Below are 18,458 nucleotides of genomic sequence, written 5' to 3'. Positions count from 1 at the left end.
GATTTTTATCTGGCCGAGGTGATTGCTCTGACGGAGAGCCTGAGCTGCCCCGAGATGGTTCTTGAATCCGCCGAATCCCTGCGCGGTCTGATCGACCGCGTGATCGTATTGTGGGACACGGACCACAAGCGGCACATGATTGAGCTGGAAGGCCGTCTCGCGGCTCTTCTCCACGTTTCCCAGGCTTTGGGCACAAAAAAAGCCGCACGGGCTGAGACCCAGGCGACTGTTCTATCGGAGATTTCGTTAAAGATGGTTGCGGGGGCACGGTCTGGCCGATACCGACACACGCTCGAAATCGCGATTTGAGTGGCTTGGAAAAGGACTGGGACAACGGAATTATTCGCTTCCCACATTTTCAGGCGGCAACCATCCGTTCGCTCGATAGTACTCCACCATTTTCTTGACGATAGCTTTTGCGGTCCTGTCCGCGTCTTCATGGCCGTCGCTCAACGCCTCCTTTGTGATGGCACGCGCGCTGTGGATGCCAAACCCGATCGGGTTCCAGGCGCTGACGATGACCCCAGGCATGGAACCGCTATCGGCCTTGACGGTAAAGTCCAGAAGATCCGTCAATTGTGTTCCACGTTCATCATATAATATAATATGGGATTGCAGGCGGCTTTTGCCGGTCCCGAAGCCGACCAGTTCACGCGTCCAGACACTGCCAGCCTGGAGTGTACCGATATCGACCACGAGCGCAAGTTCACTACCGTTCGCATGAGGCGTCGCCTCCGATGGGTCGGCAGGGTAAGCGACGATATGTGCCTTCTCCAGGCTTTTCGCCAGGCCAGCGGCCAAAGCCTGCGTGTTGCGATCCAGGCGCGGTGCATTCTCCGTCGTCCGGGACATGCTGGTCGTCACGGTCACGGCAACCGGGGCGACAGGTTGTCTATCGGTCATGGTCACGGGATTCTGGACATGAGCGCCGGCACAGGACGTGAGGAGCAGAACCGCTCCGATCACTGGGAATTTTCCTGCGACCGCCGTGGAGCAGTCCTTCAAAAAGAACGGCGTCATGGCATCGGGCGCGCCGGATACACATAGGCAGGAGCTGGCGCTACGATGACCGCAGGCGGATAGACGACCGGGCGCGGTGCGACATAGACCGGATAAGGATAACCGTAAGGATAGGGATAAGGATGCGCTGCCGCACCGATCGCGGCACCCGCCGCGACGCCGGCCGCAACAGCCCCCGCCCCGCGCCAGGGGGCGTAGCAGCAGGGACCGGGCACCGGGTGAACATATGGGCCGGGCGTATGCACCGCAGCCACGCCGCCATGCGGCCCCCAGTAGGTCGCCGTTCCGGCTCCGGCCGGAGCGGCGAAAGCGATAGAAGCCGCGATGCTAATGGCGCCACCAAGCGCATGAGAGATTTTTGACATTCTTTTCCTCCAATATTCAAGGTCGCTTTGTTTTTCTTCAGGACTGCGGATGCCAGTCGTCGGGCGTCAGATATCCTTTGCCGCTGGTATCCATCTGGGCGAATTTTTCGTCGAGCCGTGCCTTCTGGTCCTCGGGCGCGAGCCGGCTGAACATGGCGGCGCGCATGCCGCCGGACGACGCCATCCGGGCCTTGGCAAACGCCTCGAATTCATCTTGCGAGATGCGCCCGTCGTGATTCGCATCAGCTGCCTGGAAGCTCGCCATGCGTCGGTCGCCGGAACCGTCCTGCGCGAACGCCATGTCACTCAGAGCCGGTCCGACCATGCCCAGGATGAGAGGTGACAGAAGAGCAAAAGCTCCGATCCTGATCGCGAACTCTTTGAAAGCGTCGAACATGCTGACCTCCGTTCGATTGTCCAATGCTGTTACGGACGGAGGACCGGAATACGACGGGGTCGGCATAATTTTTTAAGGACCGACAGGCACCGGGTAGATCACGGCTGGTGGCGGATAGGCGATAATGGGCGGCGGTCCATAGGCCATCGGTGGTGGGGGCAATTGCTCGCCATGGCCGACCATGCATTGGGCATACGCGCCGTCATAACGATGCTGGAGCGTCTGGCTGGTCTGCCGCGCGCGACCCGCCCCGATGACCGAACCGACCAGGAGGCCGCTTCCCGCACCGATCGCTGCGCCGTTCCCGGCGTTGCCGGTCACGCTTCCGAGCAAAGCGCCCGAAGCGGCGCCGACGCCAGTGCCGAGAACGGCGCTTTTCAGGCCGCTCGATGCAGCACCCTGCGACGGCGTCTCGCCCGTCTGCGTCTGTGCGTAGAGACGGCATTGGGCGTCATTCTTCTGGAACGTCGCGAAGTTTTCGTCGGGACGAGGCATGACCGCGAAACTCGGTGCGACCGGAGCGGGCGACGTGCATGCCGCAAGCGTGAGAGCGCCAAGCAGGGGGATCACGGTCCGCCCGTAGGAGAAGAGTGGCTTACGCGTGGAGAATTGTCTTTGAAACATGAAGCCTGACCCACCAGGGTTGAGGTAGAAACCATGGTCGCGCTGGCGACCATGCGTTCTACGGACGACGGATCGGCGTCCCCCGGATCAGGCGTTTCAGCAGTGTCCTGCTTCGTCAAAAAAAGGATCAGATATCCGGCCGCTGGTGTGGCGCGGCATTGACCAGCGCACGACGCCCCGCTGGAGACAGACGGCCCATGGCCTCGACCAGAGCGTCGCTGAACGTGCCGACGAAGACATTCCACGCGGCCCGCCATTGTTGCATGGCGGCGCGTGTCGCCACCGGGTCGAATTGCGGCGCCAGCAATTGACGGTCGATTTCCGCGCGGGCCCGCGCGAGGTTTTCCTGTGCCTGGGCATAGCGTGGCGCTTCCTGGCGCAATACCGTGCGGAAAGCCTCCGCGTCCTTGGCATCGAGCCGAGACGTCACATGCTGCAGAACGCGCATGAGAACAGGCGCATTACCCTCACGATGGCGCAGATATTGACCGCCGACGACGGCAACAAGAAAGAGATTCAGCAGAAGCGAACCGACCAGCAGCCATCGGCGAGGCTCGCCGTTCGCGTCGTAAAAAATCATGATCCGCCACCACTTACTGGAATCACAAGAAGCGAATTGAACAGGTCGCCCGCCCCGCCGGACGACTGCACCCATCCCAGCCACAGACCACCTGTCACGGCAAAGGCGCAGCCGAGTACCAATCCCGCGCGACGGACGATGACAAGGCCGTCTGCTGTCATCGCCCAGGCTGGCTGCGCGAGGGGCCGATGGAAAATAAAACGCCGCCATCCACGCGATGGGCTCATTTTTCCACTTTGCTCAGCGATCCGTCCGGCTACCCCGGCGCGCAGGCGTGTCAGGGCGGCATGCGTGTCTTCATGAGCGCTCCGGGCATGCAGCTCCGCGTCCTGAGCATCGAACGCACGGGCAATGACGGCATCCACCTCCTGCTGTTCCCGCAAGACGGCACGGGCCTCCGGAGACTGTGCGAGAAGCGTTTCCGCCAGTCCACGATCGGCCGCAGACCAGCGGGAGAGATCCGCGCCGTAGCACTCCGCCAGAGTGCGGAATCTTTTCTGCGTCATCATGAGCTTTGCCCCCCTTCCGTGCGTCCATCCCTCCCCAGCGTCTCCCGCAGGAGTGCGCGTCCCCGCGCGAGCAGCCGTTCCACCGCCTTGGCCGAAAGCCCCATGCGGCGTGCCGCTTCCGCGCCGGACAGACCTTCGTCATACACCAGCGCCATCGCCGCCCGTTGCCTCGGCGGTACCGCCTGAAGCGCTGTGACGAGCGCCTGGTGTTCCTGTATCGCATCCAGCCGACTTTCAGCGGACGGTCCGTCATCGGTCATATCGAATCCTTCCGGCAGCGGTTCTGGCTGCTTCCGGCGGGCAAGATCTATGCTGAGATTGACGATGACCCGGTAGAGCCAGGTGGTAAACCGAGCGCGCGAACCGTCGAAATCGCGCGCGTGACTCCATGCCCGCACGAAGGCGTCCTGCACCAGATCCTCTGCCGCTTCGACATTGCGAGTCAGGCGACAGGCCGTGCGCAGCGCATACGGACCATGCCTGAGCACGATCTGATCGAACGCGTCACGATCCCCCATTCCCGACCAGCGCAGAAGATCGTCATCGGACGCCTCGCCATAGCGCCGACGCTCATCCGCCATCGACCGATATCCCGCCCCTGTGTGGCTTGGAGCCGCGCATTCGGCAAGCTGCACGCCGATCACCCTGCTGAAGCGCCATCCTGTCATGCCATTCCGCCGTGTCCGCTGTTCGCGATGATACGGCGGATGATCGACCATCCCCCGCCAGCGGACCAAAATTCTCCAACCACGCATTTTTTACGCTGGAACCGGGGGAGCAAGCCTTACAGACCGTAACAATGGCATGACACACGCTCATCCCACTTCAGTGATCCGTGGCACGACATTCGCCAAAGTCGCCAGCATGCTGACGTTGCTGGTCCTCGGTGGCTGTGCAAGTGCCACGGTCAGCCACCGCCAGCCCGGCGCCGTGGTTCCGTTCGCCGCCCTTTCCCCGCCGGATGTGGTATTCGTCGCAGTGACGGGACCGGACGCCACGATCTCGCAGACAGACGCCACCCTGGCATCCAGCCTGATCCCGGCCTTACGGAAGGCGGGAATTCCCGCCGCATTGCAGATGCCCGGTATCTCGGACCCGGCATACCCGATCTTACGTGTAACGCTCGCGCGCGTCGATCCGGGTAACGCCATGGAACGCACGATGATCGGTTTCGGTGCGGGACGATCGACGCTCGCCGCCCATATCCGGCTTGACGATCCGCGTCGCGTCGATCGCGCGCCGGCAACCGCCTTCGACATCAACGCCGACAGCGGCCGCAAGCCCGGACTGATCGTGCCCGCGGCGGTGACGCTCGGAACGGCCGTCCCGATCCACATGGCGATCGGGGGTGGCCTCAACCTGCTGCTCGGCCGCCGGCAGGGAACGGACGCCGATCTGCACAACGCGACGGGTGCCATCACGCGTGAAGTTCTCGCCTGTTACCGGGCCATGGGCTGGAGTGTCCCCGCATGAGATTCCCCCGACCAGGATCTCTGCGCGGGCAAATGGCGCTTCTGCTCGGCGGAAGCTCGGTCGTCATGCTGGCAATGGCGGCGGCAGCGTTCCTGACGCTGCGCACTGAGGAACCAATGCCGCCGCCCGGTCCGTGGGGCCCGACGCCATCGGCATCGCCACCACGCTCCGTGCGATCAAGGCGGTTCCGGCACCGGACCAGTCCGCTATCGCGTCGTCGCTCTCCACGCCCGACCTGATCGTCGTCCTGAACACCGACACGCCTTGTCGGCCAGAAACGGACGTTTTCGCGACACGGACCCTGCGGCGCGCGCTCTATGCACTGGAGATGCCTGCCACGCCAGCACCCCTCGTCATGAATTGCGCAAGTGACGTCTGGCGCCCGGGATTTACCCATGTCAGCTTCGACGTCCCGAGGGCGACTTTTCTCGTCCGCAATTACGCCCGTGTCAGCGGACCGGGCATGATGCTGGCGACGCTGCCCATCATGCTCTGGATCGGAACGATTGCCGCCGGCACTGCTGTACTGCTGCTATGGTCGGCACGGTCTATCCGCCGCCCGCTGGGACTGTTGGCGGACGCCGTATCGCAGTACGAAGCTCAGGGTCGACCCGCACCGATCGATGAGACGGGGCCATCCGAGGTCCGGGGCGTCATCCGCGCATTCAATGCGCTTCAGGAGCGTCTTGCCCGATCGAGTGAGGCACGGATCTGTGCCCTCATGGGTGTCGCGCATGATCTTCGCACGCCCCTGACTCGCCTCGCATTGCGGGCGGAAATGGGTGACGAATATACGCGAAGGGAGGGAATGAAACGGGACATAGGCCTGATGAAACGCATGTTGGACAACGCCATGTCGCTGTTCCGAGGCTATGACGAGACGGAAGAATGGCAAGTCGTCGACCTTGCGGCCCTCGCGCAGGAGGTGAGCGCCGACTTCGTCGCCGTGGACCGCTCGGTGCGGAACCTGGCTGAATACCCGATCCTCCTGCGCTGCCAACCATTGGCCATGACGCGGGCACTCGGAAATCTGATCGAAAACGGATGTCGGCATGCGAGTAACGTGTCTGTCACTCTGCGCGAAGAAGATTGCGAAGTCGTCCTGGAAGTCAGCGATGATGGTCCTGGGATGCCTTCACGGCAACGGCGGGCGGCACTGCTGGGACACACGCGAAAGGTTCCGGATCGCGCCGATTTCGACGGGCATCTTGGTCTCGGCTTGCCGATCGTCGCTGAAATCGTTCGCCGACATCAGGGGCACATGGCGCTGCTCGATGCGAACCCATGTGGCCTCATTGTGCGAATTGTTCTGCCCTGCACTCTTTCTTCAGGTGCGTCGCGGCCGGACACGATGGGGGGCCGCCGGCACACCGACATGCTGTGGTCCGATGTCAATTACGGTATCGCGGTCGAGTAATTGATGGAGAAACCGGCCAATGCGGCTCCAATACCAAAAAATTTCACGATGAAGGAACTGAAAATGCGGGACGATTTTTTGATTGAAAAGAACAAACAGGTCGTACTCGACTTCAACATGCAGGTGATCGTGGCGGGAAACAGGGATGCTTTCGACGCGCTTATGAGACGAGATTTCGTCAATCGCTCGGCCCCGCCCGGCGCACCTGATGGTCCGGAGAGCATGTGGAATACCTTCGAGAATATTCTTCGTCCGGCATTGGGAAACCTGACCGTGGACATACACGACCAGATCGCCGAAGGGGACAAGGTCACGACGCGCAAGACCATCAATGGCGCCCATATTGGACCCTTCATGGGTGTTTCCGCGACCGGCAAGCCCGTCACCATCAACGTTATCGACATCGTTCGCGTGGAACAGGGGCGGTATGCGGAACATTGGGGGATCAACGATCTCGCATCGGTTCTGGCTCGACTGCGCAACCCCGCCTGATGCATGAGCGACACGATGCAGCACGGCCGGAGGCCATATGTTCGAAAACGTCGCGACATCCCCTCAGGACAGTGATTCGGCCAACATACCGGCCATCATTGCAACGGCGAACACCACGCCGCCACCTTGCGCGAGCCCCAGTGACACGATCGCCGGTCCAGGACATAACCCCGCCAACCCCCAGCCGATCCCGAACAATACCGCCCCACCGATGAGGCGGCGATCAATCGCGGTTCGGGTGGGCAGGTCGAAATGTTCGGTGCAGACGGGCCGACTCATCCTGCGCGACAGACGATAACCCAGAAAAGAGACAGAGACCGCGCCGCCCAATACGAAGATCAGGCTTGAGTCCCACGCTCCGGCGAGGTCGAGGAATCCCAGCACGCGCGTAGGATCGACCATACCGGACAGGGCGAGGCCAAGGCCAAACAACAGCCCACAGCCTAGGGCAACGATGATGCTCACGATCCACCCCCTATCAGGTGCCGGGTGACGAACACGGTGATAAACGCCGTGATCATGAAGGTGGCGACGGCCGCCGCCGAACGCCTGGACAGGCGAGCCAGTCCACAGACACCGTGCCCGCTGGTGCAGCCCGATCCCAGCCGCGTACCGAAACCGACCAGCAGCCCAGCCAACACGAGCACGGGCCAGGACGCGGCGATATGGACAGCCGGCCATCTTCCAGTAAAAACTCGATAGAGCGGCCCGGCCAGGAGGAGCCCCGCGATGAAAGCGGCGTTGCCGGCGGTCGCGCGGTTCCGGGGTCCGAGAAGGCCTCCGAGGATGCCGCTGATGCCGGCGACCCGCCCGTCGAGCAGCAGGAAGAGCGCCGCCGAGAGGCCGATCAGCATGCCTCCGCAAGCCGCCTGGATGTCATGCGCCCAGTTCATGCGCGTCTCCTCCTGCCTGTGCTCACGGCAGCAGGCGGCGCGCGCAGGCGACGGCCAGCAGGTAAAGCGCAAGATAGAGCGCGGGAATAAAGAAGATGATGCGTTCCAGATCGCCCAACATGATCAGATCTCCCGTTCCGAAGCCTGTTCGTCCTGCGCATCGAGCAGGATGGCGCCGGCGCCGGCGATGAGGATGATCATCACCGTGCCGACTACCCAGGCGAAATACCATGGCCCCTGGTCGCCGACGAAGACGGCGAACAGAAGCGAGACGACCAGGGCGACGGCCAGCCCGGCCAGGCGCATGATGTTCATGACAGGGTCCTTAGTAGCTGTGGGTATCGTGGATGACGTCGGCTGTGCGGACCTTGCCGCGCATGACGTAGTAGCACCACGATGTGTAGGACAGGATGATCGGCACGAAGATCGCGGCCACCACCAGCATGCAGGCCAGGCCGTAGGCGCTGGCGGTGCTGTTCCAGATCGTCAGGCTCTGGTCCGGCGTGGTGGCGGAGGGCATGAGGAAGGGAAACATCGCGGTGCCGACGGTGCCGATCGTGCCGATCCACGACCCCACACCGGTCCACCAGGCAAGGACCGGACGGTCGGCGCGCACCATCAGCGTGCCGAATAGCATACAGGCGACGCCCAGAAGCGGGATCAACCACAATGCCGGGTGGGCCTGGAAGTTTTCCAGCCATCCGCCGGCGCTGACAGTGACATGCTGGCCCTGGATCGGATTGGCGGGCATGCCGGGATCGGCATCGGTCAGGCGGAAGCCGTTCAGGCGGCTGATCCACACGCCGCCGGTTGCGAACAGGATTGCAGCGGCGATGCCGCCGCGCATCGCATAGCGCCGCGCGCGACCGTGGATCGGTTCCTCGGAGCGCAGCATCAGCATGACGCCGCCCTGGTAGACGCTGAGGGCGACCGACATCAGGCCGCACAGGATCGCGAACGGATTGACCAGGTAGGACAGGAACGATTCATCCTGGTAATACTGGCCGGTCCAGCCGAAATGATAGCCCACGCCCTCCAGCACATTGCCGAAGGCAGCACCGTAGATGAACATCGGCAGCGTGCCGGAGACCAGGAACGCGACGTCCCAACTGGCGCGCCAGTGCCGGCTGTCGGCCTTGGAGCGGTATTCGAACGCCACAGGCCGCAGGATCATGCTGAACAGCAGCAGGATCATGACGACGTAGAAGACCGAGAACGAGGTGGCGTACAGCGTGGGGAAGGCGGCGAAGATCGCACCGCCGCCCAGGATGAACCACACCTGGTTGCCGTCCCAGTGCGGGCCGACGATGTTCAGCGCCGTGCGGCGTTCGCCGTCGTTGCGGCCGACGAAGCGCAGCAGCGTGCCCACGCCCATGTCCATGCCGACCATCGTGCCCAGCCCGATGAACAGGATGCCGAGGATGGCGGCCCAGACCAGTTTCAGAATTGCGTACGAGTCCATTTTACGAAATTCCCTTACGAAGACAGGGAGGAGGCGATGGAAAACGCATCCTTCCGATCGTGTGCGACCGTCAGGTGCGGCCCTTGCGCGCCATGCGCGCCGTGATCGGGGCCGAGGCGGGCATATTTGAACATCAGGAACAGTTCGGCGGCGATGAAGGTGGAGTAGAGCAGCGCGAAGCCGGCCAGCGAGAAGATCATGTAGCCGACGCCGTGGCTGGAGGCGGACAGGAAGGTGGGCAGGCGGTTGAACACCGTCCAGGGCTGGCGGCCGGCTTCGGCGGTGATCCAGCCGAACTCGGTGGCCAGGATGGGCAGCGGGATGGACCACATGCACAGCTTCAGCAGCAGGCGGTTGCGTTCCAGCCGGTTCGTGAGGCTGACATAGGCGGAAAGGGCGAAGACGGCGAAGAACCACAGTGACAGGAACACCATGATCCGGAACGACCAGAAGGTGACGAACACGTTCGGCAGGATGTCGGGCTCGGTCTGTCGCACCACGCTGTCCATCTCGGCGGCGGAAATGGCGGTGACGTCCTGTCCGGGGGCGTGGCGCATGGCCAGGAAGCCGAAGCCCATGTCGGCCTCATGCGCCCTGAACTGCGCCAGGTCCGCCGGGTCGTGCCCCTGGCCGTAGCGGCGCAGCGCCGACAGGGCCTGGATACCCGATGCGATGCGCGGGCCGGCCTGTTCCTCCAGTTCGGTCATGCCGGTGATCGGCGTGTCGAAACTGTGGGCGACCAGCGGCGTCAGCACGAAGGGGACGCCGATTTCCAGATGGTTTTCCTGTCTGGCGTCATCGGGCAGGGCGAAGGCCAGCCACGGTTCGAATGGCGGCTTGCTGGTGTGCCACAGCCCCTCGATCGCGGCGATCTTGGTGGGCTGGTGTTCGTAGTCCAGCCTGCCCAGCACGTCGCCCAGCGTGATGACGGCGACGGTGGAGATGATGCCGAACAGGGCCGCCATGCGAAAGGAGCGTGCGGCGAAAGCCTTGTGCTGGCCACGCAGGATATAGAACGCGCTGATGCCCATGACGAACATCGCCGCCGAGACGTAGCCCGCGACCGACGTGTGGACGAACTTGGCCTGTGCGTCGGGGTTGAAGATGACCTTCACCACGCTGTCGAACTGCATCCGCATGGTGTCCGGGTCGAAATGCGCGCCTTCCGGCATGTTCATGCTGGCGTTGGCCACCAGAATCCACAGCGCCGACAGGTTGGAGCCCAGCGCGACCAGATAGGTGATGGCCAGGTGGGCGGGGCGGCTGAGGCGGTCCCAGCCGAAGAACATCAGCCCGACGAAGGTGGATTCCATGAAGAACGCCATCAGGCCCTCGATGGCCAGTGGCGTACCGAACATGTCGCCGAAAAAGCGGGAATACATCGACCAGTTGGTGCCGAATTCGAATTCCATCGTGATGCCGGTCGCGACGCCGATGGCGAAATTGATGCCGAACAGCTTGCCCCAGAACTGGGCCATGTCCTTGTAGATCTGCCGGCCGGTGACGACGTACACCGTCTCCATCGCCGCCAGCATGAAGGTCAGCCCCAATGTGAGCGGCACGAACATGAAATGGTAAAGTGCCGTCAGCGCGAACTGGAATCGCGACAGGTCGACGACATCCGGATTGATAAGCTCCACGCTCAATTCTCCTGATTTCTGCAATCTGGTCCGCGCGTTTTCGGCGCGGGGGTCATTGTCGTGTCCTGGGACACGCGGCCGCCGTCATGTCATTGCGGCCTCCTGCGATGTGTCGCGACGTCATGGAAACCGCGATCGGTCATGGCGATCGCCCGGTCCAGAAAGGGCAGGATGGCCGTGCGATGCGTGATGCACAGGAGCGTCGCATCCGGCGGCAGGGAGGCCATGAGGGCGGCCATCACCGCTCGTTCGGTCGCCGCGTCCAGCCCCTCGGTCGGCTCGTCGAGGATCAGCCAACGGGGACGGCGCAGCAGGACGCAGGCCAGCGCCAGCCGCCGGCCCTGGCCGCCGGACAGGCGCAGCCCGGCCTCGCCGATCAGCGTGTCCAGGCCGGCCGGCGCCTGGCGTACGAAGGCGGCCAGTTGGGTGGTTTCGAGCGCCGACCACATCGCGGCTTCATTCGCCGTGGGGCAGGCCATGGCCAGGTTACGGCGGATGCTGCCCTGGAACAGGTGGGCGTCCTGCGCCATGATGCCGACCAGGCCGGGCAGCGCGTCCGGGTCCAGCGCGCGTGCTTCCACGCCGCCGAAGCGGATCGTGCCTTCCTGGTAGGCGTGGAAGCCGAACAGCAGGCGGGCGAGCGTGCTCTTGCCCGCGCCGGACGGCCCGACCAGGGCCACGCGCTCGCCCTGGCGGATGGTGAGGTCGGCGTGGCGCAGGACCCAGTCCTCGTCCGGAGCGTAGCGCATGCCGACCGCGCGCATGTCGAGGTCCAGCGGGGCGACCGGGAGCAGCGACCCGCCGCTTGACGGAGGCGGCAGGGTGCAGGCCGCGCGCATGCGCCGGGCGGCCAGCCTGGCATGGTGGGCCATCTGGCGCGCCGCCGGCAGCGGGGCCACGCTTTCGAATGCCGCCAATGCCCCCAGACCGAGCATCGGCAGGCAGGCGGCGGACAGGAGGCCGGCATGCAGGGCCGTGGATGCGCAGGCCAGCACGCCCAGCGCGGTCAGCATGGCCATTGCGCCGGTCAGGGCCCGCGCGCCGCCCTCGATCGCCGCCAGATGCAGGCGGGCGTGGCGGATCGCCGCCTGTCGGGTGTCGAGGCGGCGGCGCATCGCATCCTCCGCGCCCAGGAAGGCGATCTCGTCCGCGCCTTGCAGGATGTCCACCAGGTCGCCGTGCATCGCGTCCTGCTGGGTGGCGATGCGGGCGGTCGCGCGATCCGACAGCCATCCGGCCGCCAGCGGCAGGAGCACGCCGCAGGTCAGCAGGCCGGTTGCCAGCACGAGGCCGGCCGAGGGGACGAAGGCGCCGACGAGGCCGACGGAGGCCAGTCCGCAGATTGCCGCCGTGACGAAGGGTACGCCGGCATCCAGATAGGCATGGCCCGCGCGCTCGGTGTCCGAGACGAAGCGGAAAAGCTGTTCGCCGCTGCGCTGGCGCGACAGGTGCGCGGGCGGTTGCCGGACCAGCCGGTCGAAGCTCCGGGCGCGGATCTGGCCGACCAGGCCCAGCGTTGCGTCATGGGTCACGACCCGTTCGCCGTAACGGGCCAGGATGCGGAGCGTGGCCAGGAACCGGACGCCCGCCGCCGGCAGGGCCATGTTGAAGGCGTGGGCCGCCACCAGCCCCACCAGCCCGGCGGTGGCCGCCGCCGCCAGCAGCCAGCCGGACAGGGCCAGCAGGCCGATATTCGCCAGAGCCGCCAGGCAGGCCAGGGCCAGCCCGGCCGCCATCCGCCGGCGGATTGGCCGTGTCGGCGCGAACAGGGGGGAGATCTGGCTCATGCTGCCGCCCTTTCGCTGGCGGACAGGGGGCGGATCGTGCCGTCTGCGACCGAGAGCAGGTGATCGGCCTGCCCGATGATCGTCTGCCGGTGCGTCGTGACGATGACGATCCGCCCCGGCACGGCGCGCCGGATGGCATCCGCGACCCGTCTTTCGCTGTCCGGGTCCAGGTCGGATGTCGGTTCGTCCAGGATCAGGATGGCCGGATTGCGGATCAGGGCCCGCGTCAGGGCCAGGCGGCGCGCCTGCCCGCCCGACAGGCGGGCGCCGCGTTCGCCGATGGGCGTATCGAACCCCTGGGGCAGCGCCTCGATGAATGCCAGTGCGTCGGCCTGTGTCGCCGCCGCGCGCAATTGGGCCAGATCGGCGTCCGGAGCGCCCAGGCGCAGGATGTCGGCAATGGTGCCGGACGGCAGGCAGGGGCATTGCGGCACCCAGCCGATCCGGTCGCGCCAGGGGCCTGCGAGCGGCTGCCCCGCTTCACCCTGCGCGACGATATCGCCCGCCGACGGGGCCAGAAGGCCCAGCAGGAGGCGCAGCAGGGTCGTCTTGCCGGCTCCGCTTTCGCCGACCACCACCGTCAGCGCGTTGCGGGGGAACTGGCAGGAGGCATGGGCCAGGACCGGCGCGTCGTCGGTGCCGTAGGTGGCCGAGAGATTGATGCAGGCGATGCCGGCGACCGGCCCGGATGGCGGGGGGGATGTGTTCGTGGCCGCCATTGGCGCCTGAGGCAGGGCCAGCAGGGCGGCGATGCGACGCATTGCGACGGTCGCGTTCTGGCGCGCGTGATAGCTGGCGGAAAAGGCGCGGAGCGGCATGAAATATTCCGGGGCCAGCAGCAGGACCAGAAAGGCGGTGCGAAAATCGGCTTGGCCGGACAGCAGGCGTGCGCCGAACACCACCGCGACCAGGGCGATCGACAGGCTGGCGAAAAACTCCAGCGCCGCCGAGGTCAGGAACGCCACCCGCATGACCGACAGGGTGGTCCGGCGATAATCGTCGGCCATGCGCCCGACGGTGCTTGCGGCCTGGTGCGCGTGGCCGAACAGCCGCAGGGTGGTCATGCCCTGAAGGAAGTCGAGAAACCCGTTCCCCAGCAGCAGAAGCTGGGTCCATTGCCGGTCCATGATCGCCTGCGCGCGATAGCCGACCAGCGCCATGAACAGCGGGATCAGCGGCCCGGTGCAGGCCAGGATTGCGAAGCTCCAGCCGTCCAGGCCAGCCACGCAGCCCAGGATCATCAACGGCATGACGACCATCATCGCGGCGCGCGGCAAGTAGTGGGCGACATAGGGCTCCAGGGCGTCGATCCCGTCGGTCAGGGTTGTGACGGTCTCGCCGGTGCCCAGGCCGGCCATGCGTGGGGAGCCGACCCGCAGCAGGTGGGCCAGTACGTCGGCACGCAGGGCGGCCGTGACTTTCATGCCCGCCGTGACGGCGGCCATGTCCGCCAGCCAGCCCAGGATCGCGCGGCCGGCCAGCAGGGCCGCCAGCCAGCCCGCGCGGCCGGCTTCCTGGCCGAACGGGTGGGCGTGGAAGGTCAGGTTGTCGACGATGCGTGCCAGGACGACCAGTTGCAGCACGAGCATGGCCGCCGCCGCGCCATTCAGGACCACCGCCACGCCCAGCCAAAGGCCGGCGCGCGATGCCAGGCCGCTCAGCCCTCTGTCCGCCGTCCGCATGGGTTGCGCACTTTCACCTGCCGCACGGCAGGATTGGTAATACTTTCATGAGTTATGAAAGTGTAATTTAATATAATTATGAAATTATATGCGGTCAAGGGACCGTGATCGCGTCCCATGCGGAGCTGCGGCCTGCGTGGTGACGGATGGAATTGGGTGGAGTGGGCGCGCGGACGGCCGCTGGCGTTCGCGTCGCACCTGGTGGGCGGCGCGAACGTGCGTTCTGTCGTCAGTATTTTTCGAGGTCGTCCCTGGGGCCGTTATGTGGCCCCGTTGGGATGCCTGGGGTTATTCCCGGCTGGTTGTCGCGCCGACGCGGGCAAAGACGGCCCCGGCTTCCTCGCGCGCGATGCGGGGCGTGTGGGTGATGCCGGGGTGGCTATGGGTGTCTGTGCTGGATTGCGTTGGCCGCATGCCCAGCAGGAGGCGCACCCATTTCTCTTCTTCGGTGTCGGCGAAGCTGTAGAATATGGCGCGGGATTCGCGTTCGGTGCGCAGGATGCCGGCGCGGCGCAGGATGCCGAGCTGCTGGCTGAGGACCGGCTGGCCGATCCCCGTGCTGCTTTCCAGTGCGCTGACGGCGCGGGGGCCGTCGAGCAGTTGGGCCAGGATCAGCAGCCGTTGCGGCTGGGCGAACAGTTTCAGTCGTTCGGCCAGTTCTCGGGCGCCGTCCGCCGTCAGAATGGTCACGCGCGGGCGTCCGGCCGGGTGCGCATGAACCACGCCAGGCCTGCTTCCGCTGCGTCCTGCTGGGTCTGGACGGCCGGCAGGACCGTATCGTGGCCCGGTTGCCAGCCTTCGGGCGTCAGCACGTCTTCCGTCGAGACTTTCTGCAATGCGGCGACCAGGCGCAGCATTTCCGCCACCGAACGGCCGACAGACATTGGGTACCATGTGATGGCGCGAATGATGCCGTCGGGGTCGATGACGTGCACGGTCCGGACCGTGGCGCTGCTTTCCGCCGTCAGGTCGAGCATGCCGTAGGCGCGTGCGATCGCCATCGACGGGTCTTCGATGACGGGGAAGGGGATCGTGACCCTGAACTGGGCACGGATGGCCTCGATCCACGCCAGGTGGGCGGGCAGGCTGTCCACCGACAGGCCGACCAGGGCGCAGTCCAGGGCCTGGAACTGGTCGAAGGCCGTCGCGAAGGCCAGAAATTCGCTGGTGCAGACAGGTGTGAAATCCGCCGGGTGGGAAAACAGCAGCACCCAGTGCCCTCGCAGGTCGCTCAGGCGCAGGCGTCCATGCGTGGTCCGCGCGATGAAATCCGGGGCCTCGTCGCCGATTTTCGGCAGGGATGCGGGCGCGGCGGCGCAGATCGTCGAATCGGAGTCGGTCATGATTCCTTTCATAAATCGCCCGCCAGCCTTGACGCAAGGATGTTTCATTATTAAATAAATTGATATACATTAGTTAAGAATTTTACTTAACAAATGGGAGGCCGTCATGTCCGATTCCGCACTGGAAACCGCCATCGCCCAGGTTGAGAAGGTCGAGCGGGGACAGGCTCCTGCCCCCGTGGTCCGCTCGTTTTTCGATGAGGCGACCTTTACGGCTACGCATGTGGTGCATGACCCCGCCACCCGCCAGGCCGCCGTCATCGACAGCGTGCTGGATTACGAGGCGGCATCGGGCCGGACCAGCCATACCACGGCGCAGAAGGTCGTCGATTATGTGCGGGCCGAGGGGTTGGAGGTGCAATGGCAGCTCGAAACCCATGCCCATGCCGACCATCTGTCGGCGGCCCCCTGGTTGCAGGCGCAACTGGGCGGCAAGCTGGCCATCGGGGCCGAGATCGTGCGGGTGCAGTCGGTCTTCGGCAAGATCTTCAATGCCGGCACCGAGTTCGCGCGTGACGGCTCGCAGTTCGACCGGCTGTTCCATGACGGCGACCGGTTCGCGATCGGCGGGATTGAGGCGATCGCCCTGCACGTACCCGGCCATACGCCCGCCGACATGGCGTTCGTCATCGGCGATGCCGCCTTTATCGGGGATACGCTGTTCATGCCGGATTACGGAACGGCGCGGGCCGATTTTCCCGGCGGGGAAGCGCGTCAGCTCTTCCGCTCGATCCGTCGCCTGATGGCGCTGCCGGACGCGACGCGCGTGTTCCTGTGCCACGACTACAAGGCGCCCGGTCGCGACCATTTCGCGTGGGAAACCACGATCGGTGCCGAGCGGCGGGACAATATCCATGTGCATGATGGCGTGGGCGAGGATGCCTTCGCCGCGATGCGGACCGCGCGCGACGCCACGCTGTCGCTGCCGAACCTGATCATGCCTTCGGTGCAGGTCAACATGCGCGGCGGGCGCATGCCCGAACCGGAATCGAACGGCACCCGTTACATCAAGATTCCGATCGACGCGCTCTGACCGCCATTTTCCGCACGCCTTTTCTCCATTCTCCGCCGACCGGGAATTCCGATCCATGTCCTTTCGTTTCCTGACACCCCAGTTTGCCGTTTCGCCCCAGCTTTCCGTTGCCGACGTGAATGCGGCGGCGTCGGACGGTTTCAGGACCATCATCTGTGCCCGCCCGGATGGTGAGGGGGCCAGCCAGACGCCCTCCGCCGAGATCGAACAGGCGGCGCGCTGCCGGGGGCTGGATTTCCTCGCCATTCCCGTTCGTTCGGGCAGCCTGCCGAGCGACGGGGCGGTGGAGGCCATGCGTGCTGCGCTGGAGCGGATGCCGGGCCCGGTTCTGGCCTATTGCCAGGGCGGGAACAGGGCGGCGCGGCTCTGGGCCCTGGCGCAGGCGGGCAGCATGCCGGCGGATGCTATCCTGGCGGCCGGCCGGACGGCGGGGGTCGATCTGTCCGCGCTGGGCGACCACCTGAACGCCGCGCCGCATGTGCCGCAGCCGGCGACCGGGCGGCCGGGTGCACGACGCTTCAACGTCGTCATCGCGGGTGGCGGTGCGGCAGGACTGGCCACGGCCGCGAGCATCCTGCGCCGCAGGCCGGGTATTGCGCTGGCCATCGTGGACCCGTCGGCCACCCATTATTATCAGCCGGGATGGACCATGGTGGGGGGCGGCATCTTTACGCCCGAACAGACGCGCCGCCCGGAAGAGGGGCTGATTCCGGCTGGGGCGACATGGATCCGTCAGCCCGTGGCGGGCTTTCTGCCGGAGGCGCGTGAAACCGCGCTGGAGGACGGGACGGTGCTGTCCTACGACGTTCTGGTGGTGGCCACCGGCCTGACGCTGGACTGGGCGGCGATTCCGGGCCTGGAGGAGACGCTGGGCAGGAACGGCGTCACCTCCAACTACCGCTACGATCTTGCGCCCTATACCTGGCAACTGGTGCAGGGCCTGTCGCGCGGCAGGGCCCTGTTCACCCAACCGCCCATGCCGATCAAATGTGCCGGGGCGCCGCAGAAAGCGATGTACCTGTCCTGCGATGCCTGGCGGCGGCGCGGCGTGCTGAAGGATATCTCGGTGGGTTTCGACACCGCAACGCCGGCCCTGTTCGGCGTCGCGGCCTTCGTGCCCGCGCTGATGGCCTATATCGAACGCTACGGCATCGACCTTCATCTGCGTTCGAAGCTGGTGGCGGTGGATGGCGCGCGGCGCGTGGCGACTTTCGAGCGGGCGACGGAAGGTGGGTCGGAGCGGGTCGAGCAGACATTCGACATGCTGCATGCGGTGCCGCCCCAGGTGGCGCCGGCGGTGGTCAGGTCCAGCCCGCTGGCCGGGGCTGACGGGTTTGTGGCCGTCGATCCCGCGACGCTGCGGCATGCGACCTTTGCCGATGTCTTCGCCCTGGGGGACGTTGCCGGCACGTCGAACGCCAAGACGGCCGCCGCCGTGCGCAAGCAGGCCCCCGTCGTGGCGGTCAATGTGCTGGCGGCGCTGGACGGCAAGGCGCCCGTCGCGACCTATGACGGGTATGGCGCCTGTCCGCTGACGGTGGAGCGCGGGCGGATCGTGCTGGCCGAGTTCGGTTACGGCGGGCGGCTGGCGCCGACCTTGCCGCTGTGGCTGCTGCGCGGCACGCAGCCGACGCGCCTGGCATGGTTCCTCAAGGAGAAGGTCATGCCCCAGCTCTACTGGCGGGGCATGCTGCGCGGGCGCGAACTGCTGGCCGCTCCCCGGAACGCTTCAGGAGCGTGA

At 65.4% G+C, this 18,458-nt stretch carries 22 protein-coding genes; 6 read left to right on the top strand and 16 right to left on the bottom strand.

The annotated features are described in order from the left end of the window. Positions 1–54 precede the first annotated feature (54 nt). The gene (locus tag EMQ_RS11450) at positions 55–309 is read left to right on the top strand and encodes a hypothetical protein (RefSeq protein ID WP_018307982.1); all 255 of its coding nucleotides are present in this window, start codon (positions 55–57) and stop codon (positions 307–309) included. 30 nt (positions 310–339) lie between these two features. On the opposite strand, the gene EMQ_RS11445 is transcribed toward EMQ_RS11450, so the two are convergent. From EMQ_RS11445 to EMQ_RS11415, 7 genes are all read right to left on the bottom strand, one after another. Beyond that, entirely contained in the window at positions 340–1,020 is a 681-nt protein-coding gene (locus EMQ_RS11445) for a DUF4410 domain-containing protein (RefSeq protein ID WP_010665750.1), read from the bottom strand. Then, complete coding sequence (locus EMQ_RS11440; protein WP_010665749.1) at positions 1,017–1,385, bottom strand: hypothetical protein; 369 nt, start codon at positions 1,383–1,385, stop codon at positions 1,017–1,019. Before EMQ_RS11440 ends, EMQ_RS11445 begins: the two co-directional genes overlap by 4 nt. Before the next feature lie 37 nt (positions 1,386–1,422). Next, positions 1,423–1,782, bottom strand: coding sequence for an EF-hand domain-containing protein (locus EMQ_RS11435; protein ID WP_010665748.1), 360 nt, complete (start codon positions 1,780–1,782; stop codon positions 1,423–1,425). A gap of 72 nt (positions 1,783–1,854) precedes the next feature. Further along, positions 1,855–2,406, bottom strand: coding sequence for a glycine zipper family protein (locus tag EMQ_RS11430; RefSeq protein WP_018307983.1), 552 nt, complete (start codon positions 2,404–2,406; stop codon positions 1,855–1,857). 127 nt (positions 2,407–2,533) lie between these two features. Beyond that, a complete protein-coding gene (locus EMQ_RS11425) occupies positions 2,534–2,986 on the bottom strand; it encodes a periplasmic heavy metal sensor (protein WP_010665746.1) in 453 nt (150 codons plus the stop codon). Next, positions 2,983–3,495: an SH2 domain-containing protein gene (locus tag EMQ_RS11420; protein ID WP_010665745.1), complete on the bottom strand. Its 513-nt coding sequence runs from the start codon at positions 3,493–3,495 to the stop codon at positions 2,983–2,985. The genes EMQ_RS11425 and EMQ_RS11420 overlap by 4 nt, the downstream gene beginning before the upstream one ends. After that, positions 3,492–4,163, bottom strand: coding sequence for a sigma-70 family RNA polymerase sigma factor (locus tag EMQ_RS11415; RefSeq protein WP_231367940.1), 672 nt, complete (start codon positions 4,161–4,163; stop codon positions 3,492–3,494). The genes EMQ_RS11420 and EMQ_RS11415 overlap by 4 nt, the downstream gene beginning before the upstream one ends. A gap of 136 nt (positions 4,164–4,299) precedes the next feature. Between EMQ_RS11415 and EMQ_RS11410 the strand changes: the two genes are divergently transcribed. The 3 genes from EMQ_RS11410 (at position 4,300) to EMQ_RS11400 (ending at position 6,877) form a co-directional block, all read left to right on the top strand. Continuing rightward, positions 4,300–4,968 (top strand): DUF4410 domain-containing protein, encoded by a 669-nt coding sequence (locus tag EMQ_RS11410; RefSeq protein ID WP_010665743.1) that lies wholly within the window; start codon positions 4,300–4,302, stop codon positions 4,966–4,968. A 133-nt stretch (positions 4,969–5,101) separates the two neighbouring features. After that, positions 5,102–6,385 carry an ATP-binding protein gene (locus EMQ_RS11405; protein ID WP_010665742.1) on the top strand — a complete coding sequence of 428 codons (1,284 nt, stop codon included), beginning with the start codon at positions 5,102–5,104 and terminating at the stop codon, positions 6,383–6,385. A gap of 63 nt (positions 6,386–6,448) precedes the next feature. Further along, positions 6,449–6,877, top strand: a complete 429-nt coding sequence (locus EMQ_RS11400; protein ID WP_231367941.1) for an ester cyclase — start codon at positions 6,449–6,451, stop codon at positions 6,875–6,877. A 63-nt stretch (positions 6,878–6,940) separates the two neighbouring features. On the opposite strand, the gene EMQ_RS11395 is transcribed toward EMQ_RS11400, so the two are convergent. From EMQ_RS11395 to EMQ_RS11355, 9 genes are all read right to left on the bottom strand, one after another. Then, positions 6,941–7,342, bottom strand: a complete 402-nt coding sequence (locus EMQ_RS11395; RefSeq protein ID WP_010665740.1) for a DUF6691 family protein — start codon at positions 7,340–7,342, stop codon at positions 6,941–6,943. Next, positions 7,339–7,770, bottom strand: coding sequence for a YeeE/YedE family protein (locus tag EMQ_RS11390; protein ID WP_010665739.1), 432 nt, complete (start codon positions 7,768–7,770; stop codon positions 7,339–7,341). Before EMQ_RS11390 ends, EMQ_RS11395 begins: the two co-directional genes overlap by 4 nt. Before the next feature lie 123 nt (positions 7,771–7,893). Further along, entirely contained in the window at positions 7,894–8,085 is a 192-nt protein-coding gene (locus EMQ_RS11385; protein ID WP_010665737.1) for a hypothetical protein, read from the bottom strand. 10 nt (positions 8,086–8,095) lie between these two features. After that, a complete protein-coding gene (cydB, locus tag EMQ_RS11380) occupies positions 8,096–9,232 on the bottom strand; it encodes a cytochrome d ubiquinol oxidase subunit II (RefSeq protein ID WP_010665736.1) in 1,137 nt (378 codons plus the stop codon). Positions 9,233–9,246: 14 nt separating this feature from the next. Continuing rightward, positions 9,247–10,872: a cytochrome ubiquinol oxidase subunit I gene (locus tag EMQ_RS11375; RefSeq protein ID WP_018307984.1), complete on the bottom strand. Its 1,626-nt coding sequence runs from the start codon at positions 10,870–10,872 to the stop codon at positions 9,247–9,249. A gap of 89 nt (positions 10,873–10,961) precedes the next feature. Next, entirely contained in the window at positions 10,962–12,659 is a 1,698-nt protein-coding gene (gene cydC, locus EMQ_RS11370) for a thiol reductant ABC exporter subunit CydC (RefSeq protein WP_018307985.1), read from the bottom strand. After that, positions 12,656–14,341 (bottom strand): thiol reductant ABC exporter subunit CydD, encoded by a 1,686-nt coding sequence (gene cydD, locus EMQ_RS11365; RefSeq protein WP_010668599.1) that lies wholly within the window; start codon positions 14,339–14,341, stop codon positions 12,656–12,658. Before cydD ends, cydC begins: the two co-directional genes overlap by 4 nt. 288 nt (positions 14,342–14,629) lie before the next feature. Then, complete coding sequence (locus EMQ_RS11360; RefSeq protein WP_010668598.1) at positions 14,630–15,031, bottom strand: ArsR/SmtB family transcription factor; 402 nt, start codon at positions 15,029–15,031, stop codon at positions 14,630–14,632. Beyond that, positions 15,028–15,684, bottom strand: coding sequence for a peroxiredoxin (locus EMQ_RS11355; RefSeq protein WP_010668597.1), 657 nt, complete (start codon positions 15,682–15,684; stop codon positions 15,028–15,030). Before EMQ_RS11355 ends, EMQ_RS11360 begins: the two co-directional genes overlap by 4 nt. A gap of 106 nt (positions 15,685–15,790) precedes the next feature. On the opposite strand from EMQ_RS11355, the gene EMQ_RS11350 reads away from it, so the two are divergent. Together EMQ_RS11350 and EMQ_RS11345 are read left to right on the top strand one after the other, a co-directional pair. Beyond that, positions 15,791–16,717 (top strand): MBL fold metallo-hydrolase, encoded by a 927-nt coding sequence (locus tag EMQ_RS11350; RefSeq protein ID WP_010668596.1) that lies wholly within the window; start codon positions 15,791–15,793, stop codon positions 16,715–16,717. Between the two features lie 55 nt (positions 16,718–16,772). Beyond that, a complete protein-coding gene (locus tag EMQ_RS11345; protein WP_018307987.1) occupies positions 16,773–18,458 on the top strand; it encodes a bifunctional protein tyrosine phosphatase family protein/NAD(P)/FAD-dependent oxidoreductase in 1,686 nt (561 codons plus the stop codon).

The sequence above is a fragment of the Acetobacter aceti NBRC 14818 genome, from assembly GCF_000193495.2.
GTDB classification, from domain to species: domain Bacteria; phylum Pseudomonadota; class Alphaproteobacteria; order Acetobacterales; family Acetobacteraceae; genus Acetobacter; species Acetobacter aceti.
The sequence above is the reverse complement of the archived record's forward strand: the minus strand, read 5'-3'. Positions and strand labels throughout refer to the sequence as shown.

Bases quoted from the DNA above. Each gene is read 5' to 3' on its own strand.
- EMQ_RS11430 (WP_018307983.1), bottom strand. From the start codon at position 2,406: ATGTTTCAAAGACAATTCTCCACGCGTAAGCCACTCTTCTCCTACGGG.
- EMQ_RS11410 (WP_010665743.1), top strand. From the start codon at position 4,300: ATGACACACGCTCATCCCACTTCAGTGATCCGTGGCACGACATTCGCC.
- cydC (WP_018307985.1), bottom strand. From the start codon at position 12,659: ATGAGCCAGATCTCCCCCCTGTTCGCGCCGACACGGCCAATCCGCCGG.
- EMQ_RS11415 (WP_231367940.1), bottom strand. From the start codon at position 4,163: ATGACAGGATGGCGCTTCAGCAGGGTGATCGGCGTGCAGCTTGCCGAA.
- EMQ_RS11425 (WP_010665746.1), bottom strand. From the start codon at position 2,986: ATGATTTTTTACGACGCGAACGGCGAGCCTCGCCGATGGCTGCTGGTC.
- EMQ_RS11420 (WP_010665745.1), bottom strand. From the start codon at position 3,495: ATGATGACGCAGAAAAGATTCCGCACTCTGGCGGAGTGCTACGGCGCG.
- EMQ_RS11450 (WP_018307982.1), top strand. From the start codon at position 55: ATGGTTCTTGAATCCGCCGAATCCCTGCGCGGTCTGATCGACCGCGTG.
- EMQ_RS11445 (WP_010665750.1), bottom strand. From the start codon at position 1,020: ATGACGCCGTTCTTTTTGAAGGACTGCTCCACGGCGGTCGCAGGAAAA.
- EMQ_RS11440 (WP_010665749.1), bottom strand. From the start codon at position 1,385: ATGTCAAAAATCTCTCATGCGCTTGGTGGCGCCATTAGCATCGCGGCT.
- EMQ_RS11355 (WP_010668597.1), bottom strand. From the start codon at position 15,684: ATGACCGACTCCGATTCGACGATCTGCGCCGCCGCGCCCGCATCCCTG.
- EMQ_RS11435 (WP_010665748.1), bottom strand. From the start codon at position 1,782: ATGTTCGACGCTTTCAAAGAGTTCGCGATCAGGATCGGAGCTTTTGCT.
- EMQ_RS11350 (WP_010668596.1), top strand. From the start codon at position 15,791: ATGTCCGATTCCGCACTGGAAACCGCCATCGCCCAGGTTGAGAAGGTC.
- EMQ_RS11385 (WP_010665737.1), bottom strand. From the start codon at position 8,085: ATGAACATCATGCGCCTGGCCGGGCTGGCCGTCGCCCTGGTCGTCTCG.
- EMQ_RS11390 (WP_010665739.1), bottom strand. From the start codon at position 7,770: ATGAACTGGGCGCATGACATCCAGGCGGCTTGCGGAGGCATGCTGATC.
- EMQ_RS11345 (WP_018307987.1), top strand. From the start codon at position 16,773: ATGTCCTTTCGTTTCCTGACACCCCAGTTTGCCGTTTCGCCCCAGCTT.
- cydB (WP_010665736.1), bottom strand. From the start codon at position 9,232: ATGGACTCGTACGCAATTCTGAAACTGGTCTGGGCCGCCATCCTCGGC.
- cydD (WP_010668599.1), bottom strand. From the start codon at position 14,341: ATGCGGACGGCGGACAGAGGGCTGAGCGGCCTGGCATCGCGCGCCGGC.
- EMQ_RS11400 (WP_231367941.1), top strand. From the start codon at position 6,449: ATGCGGGACGATTTTTTGATTGAAAAGAACAAACAGGTCGTACTCGAC.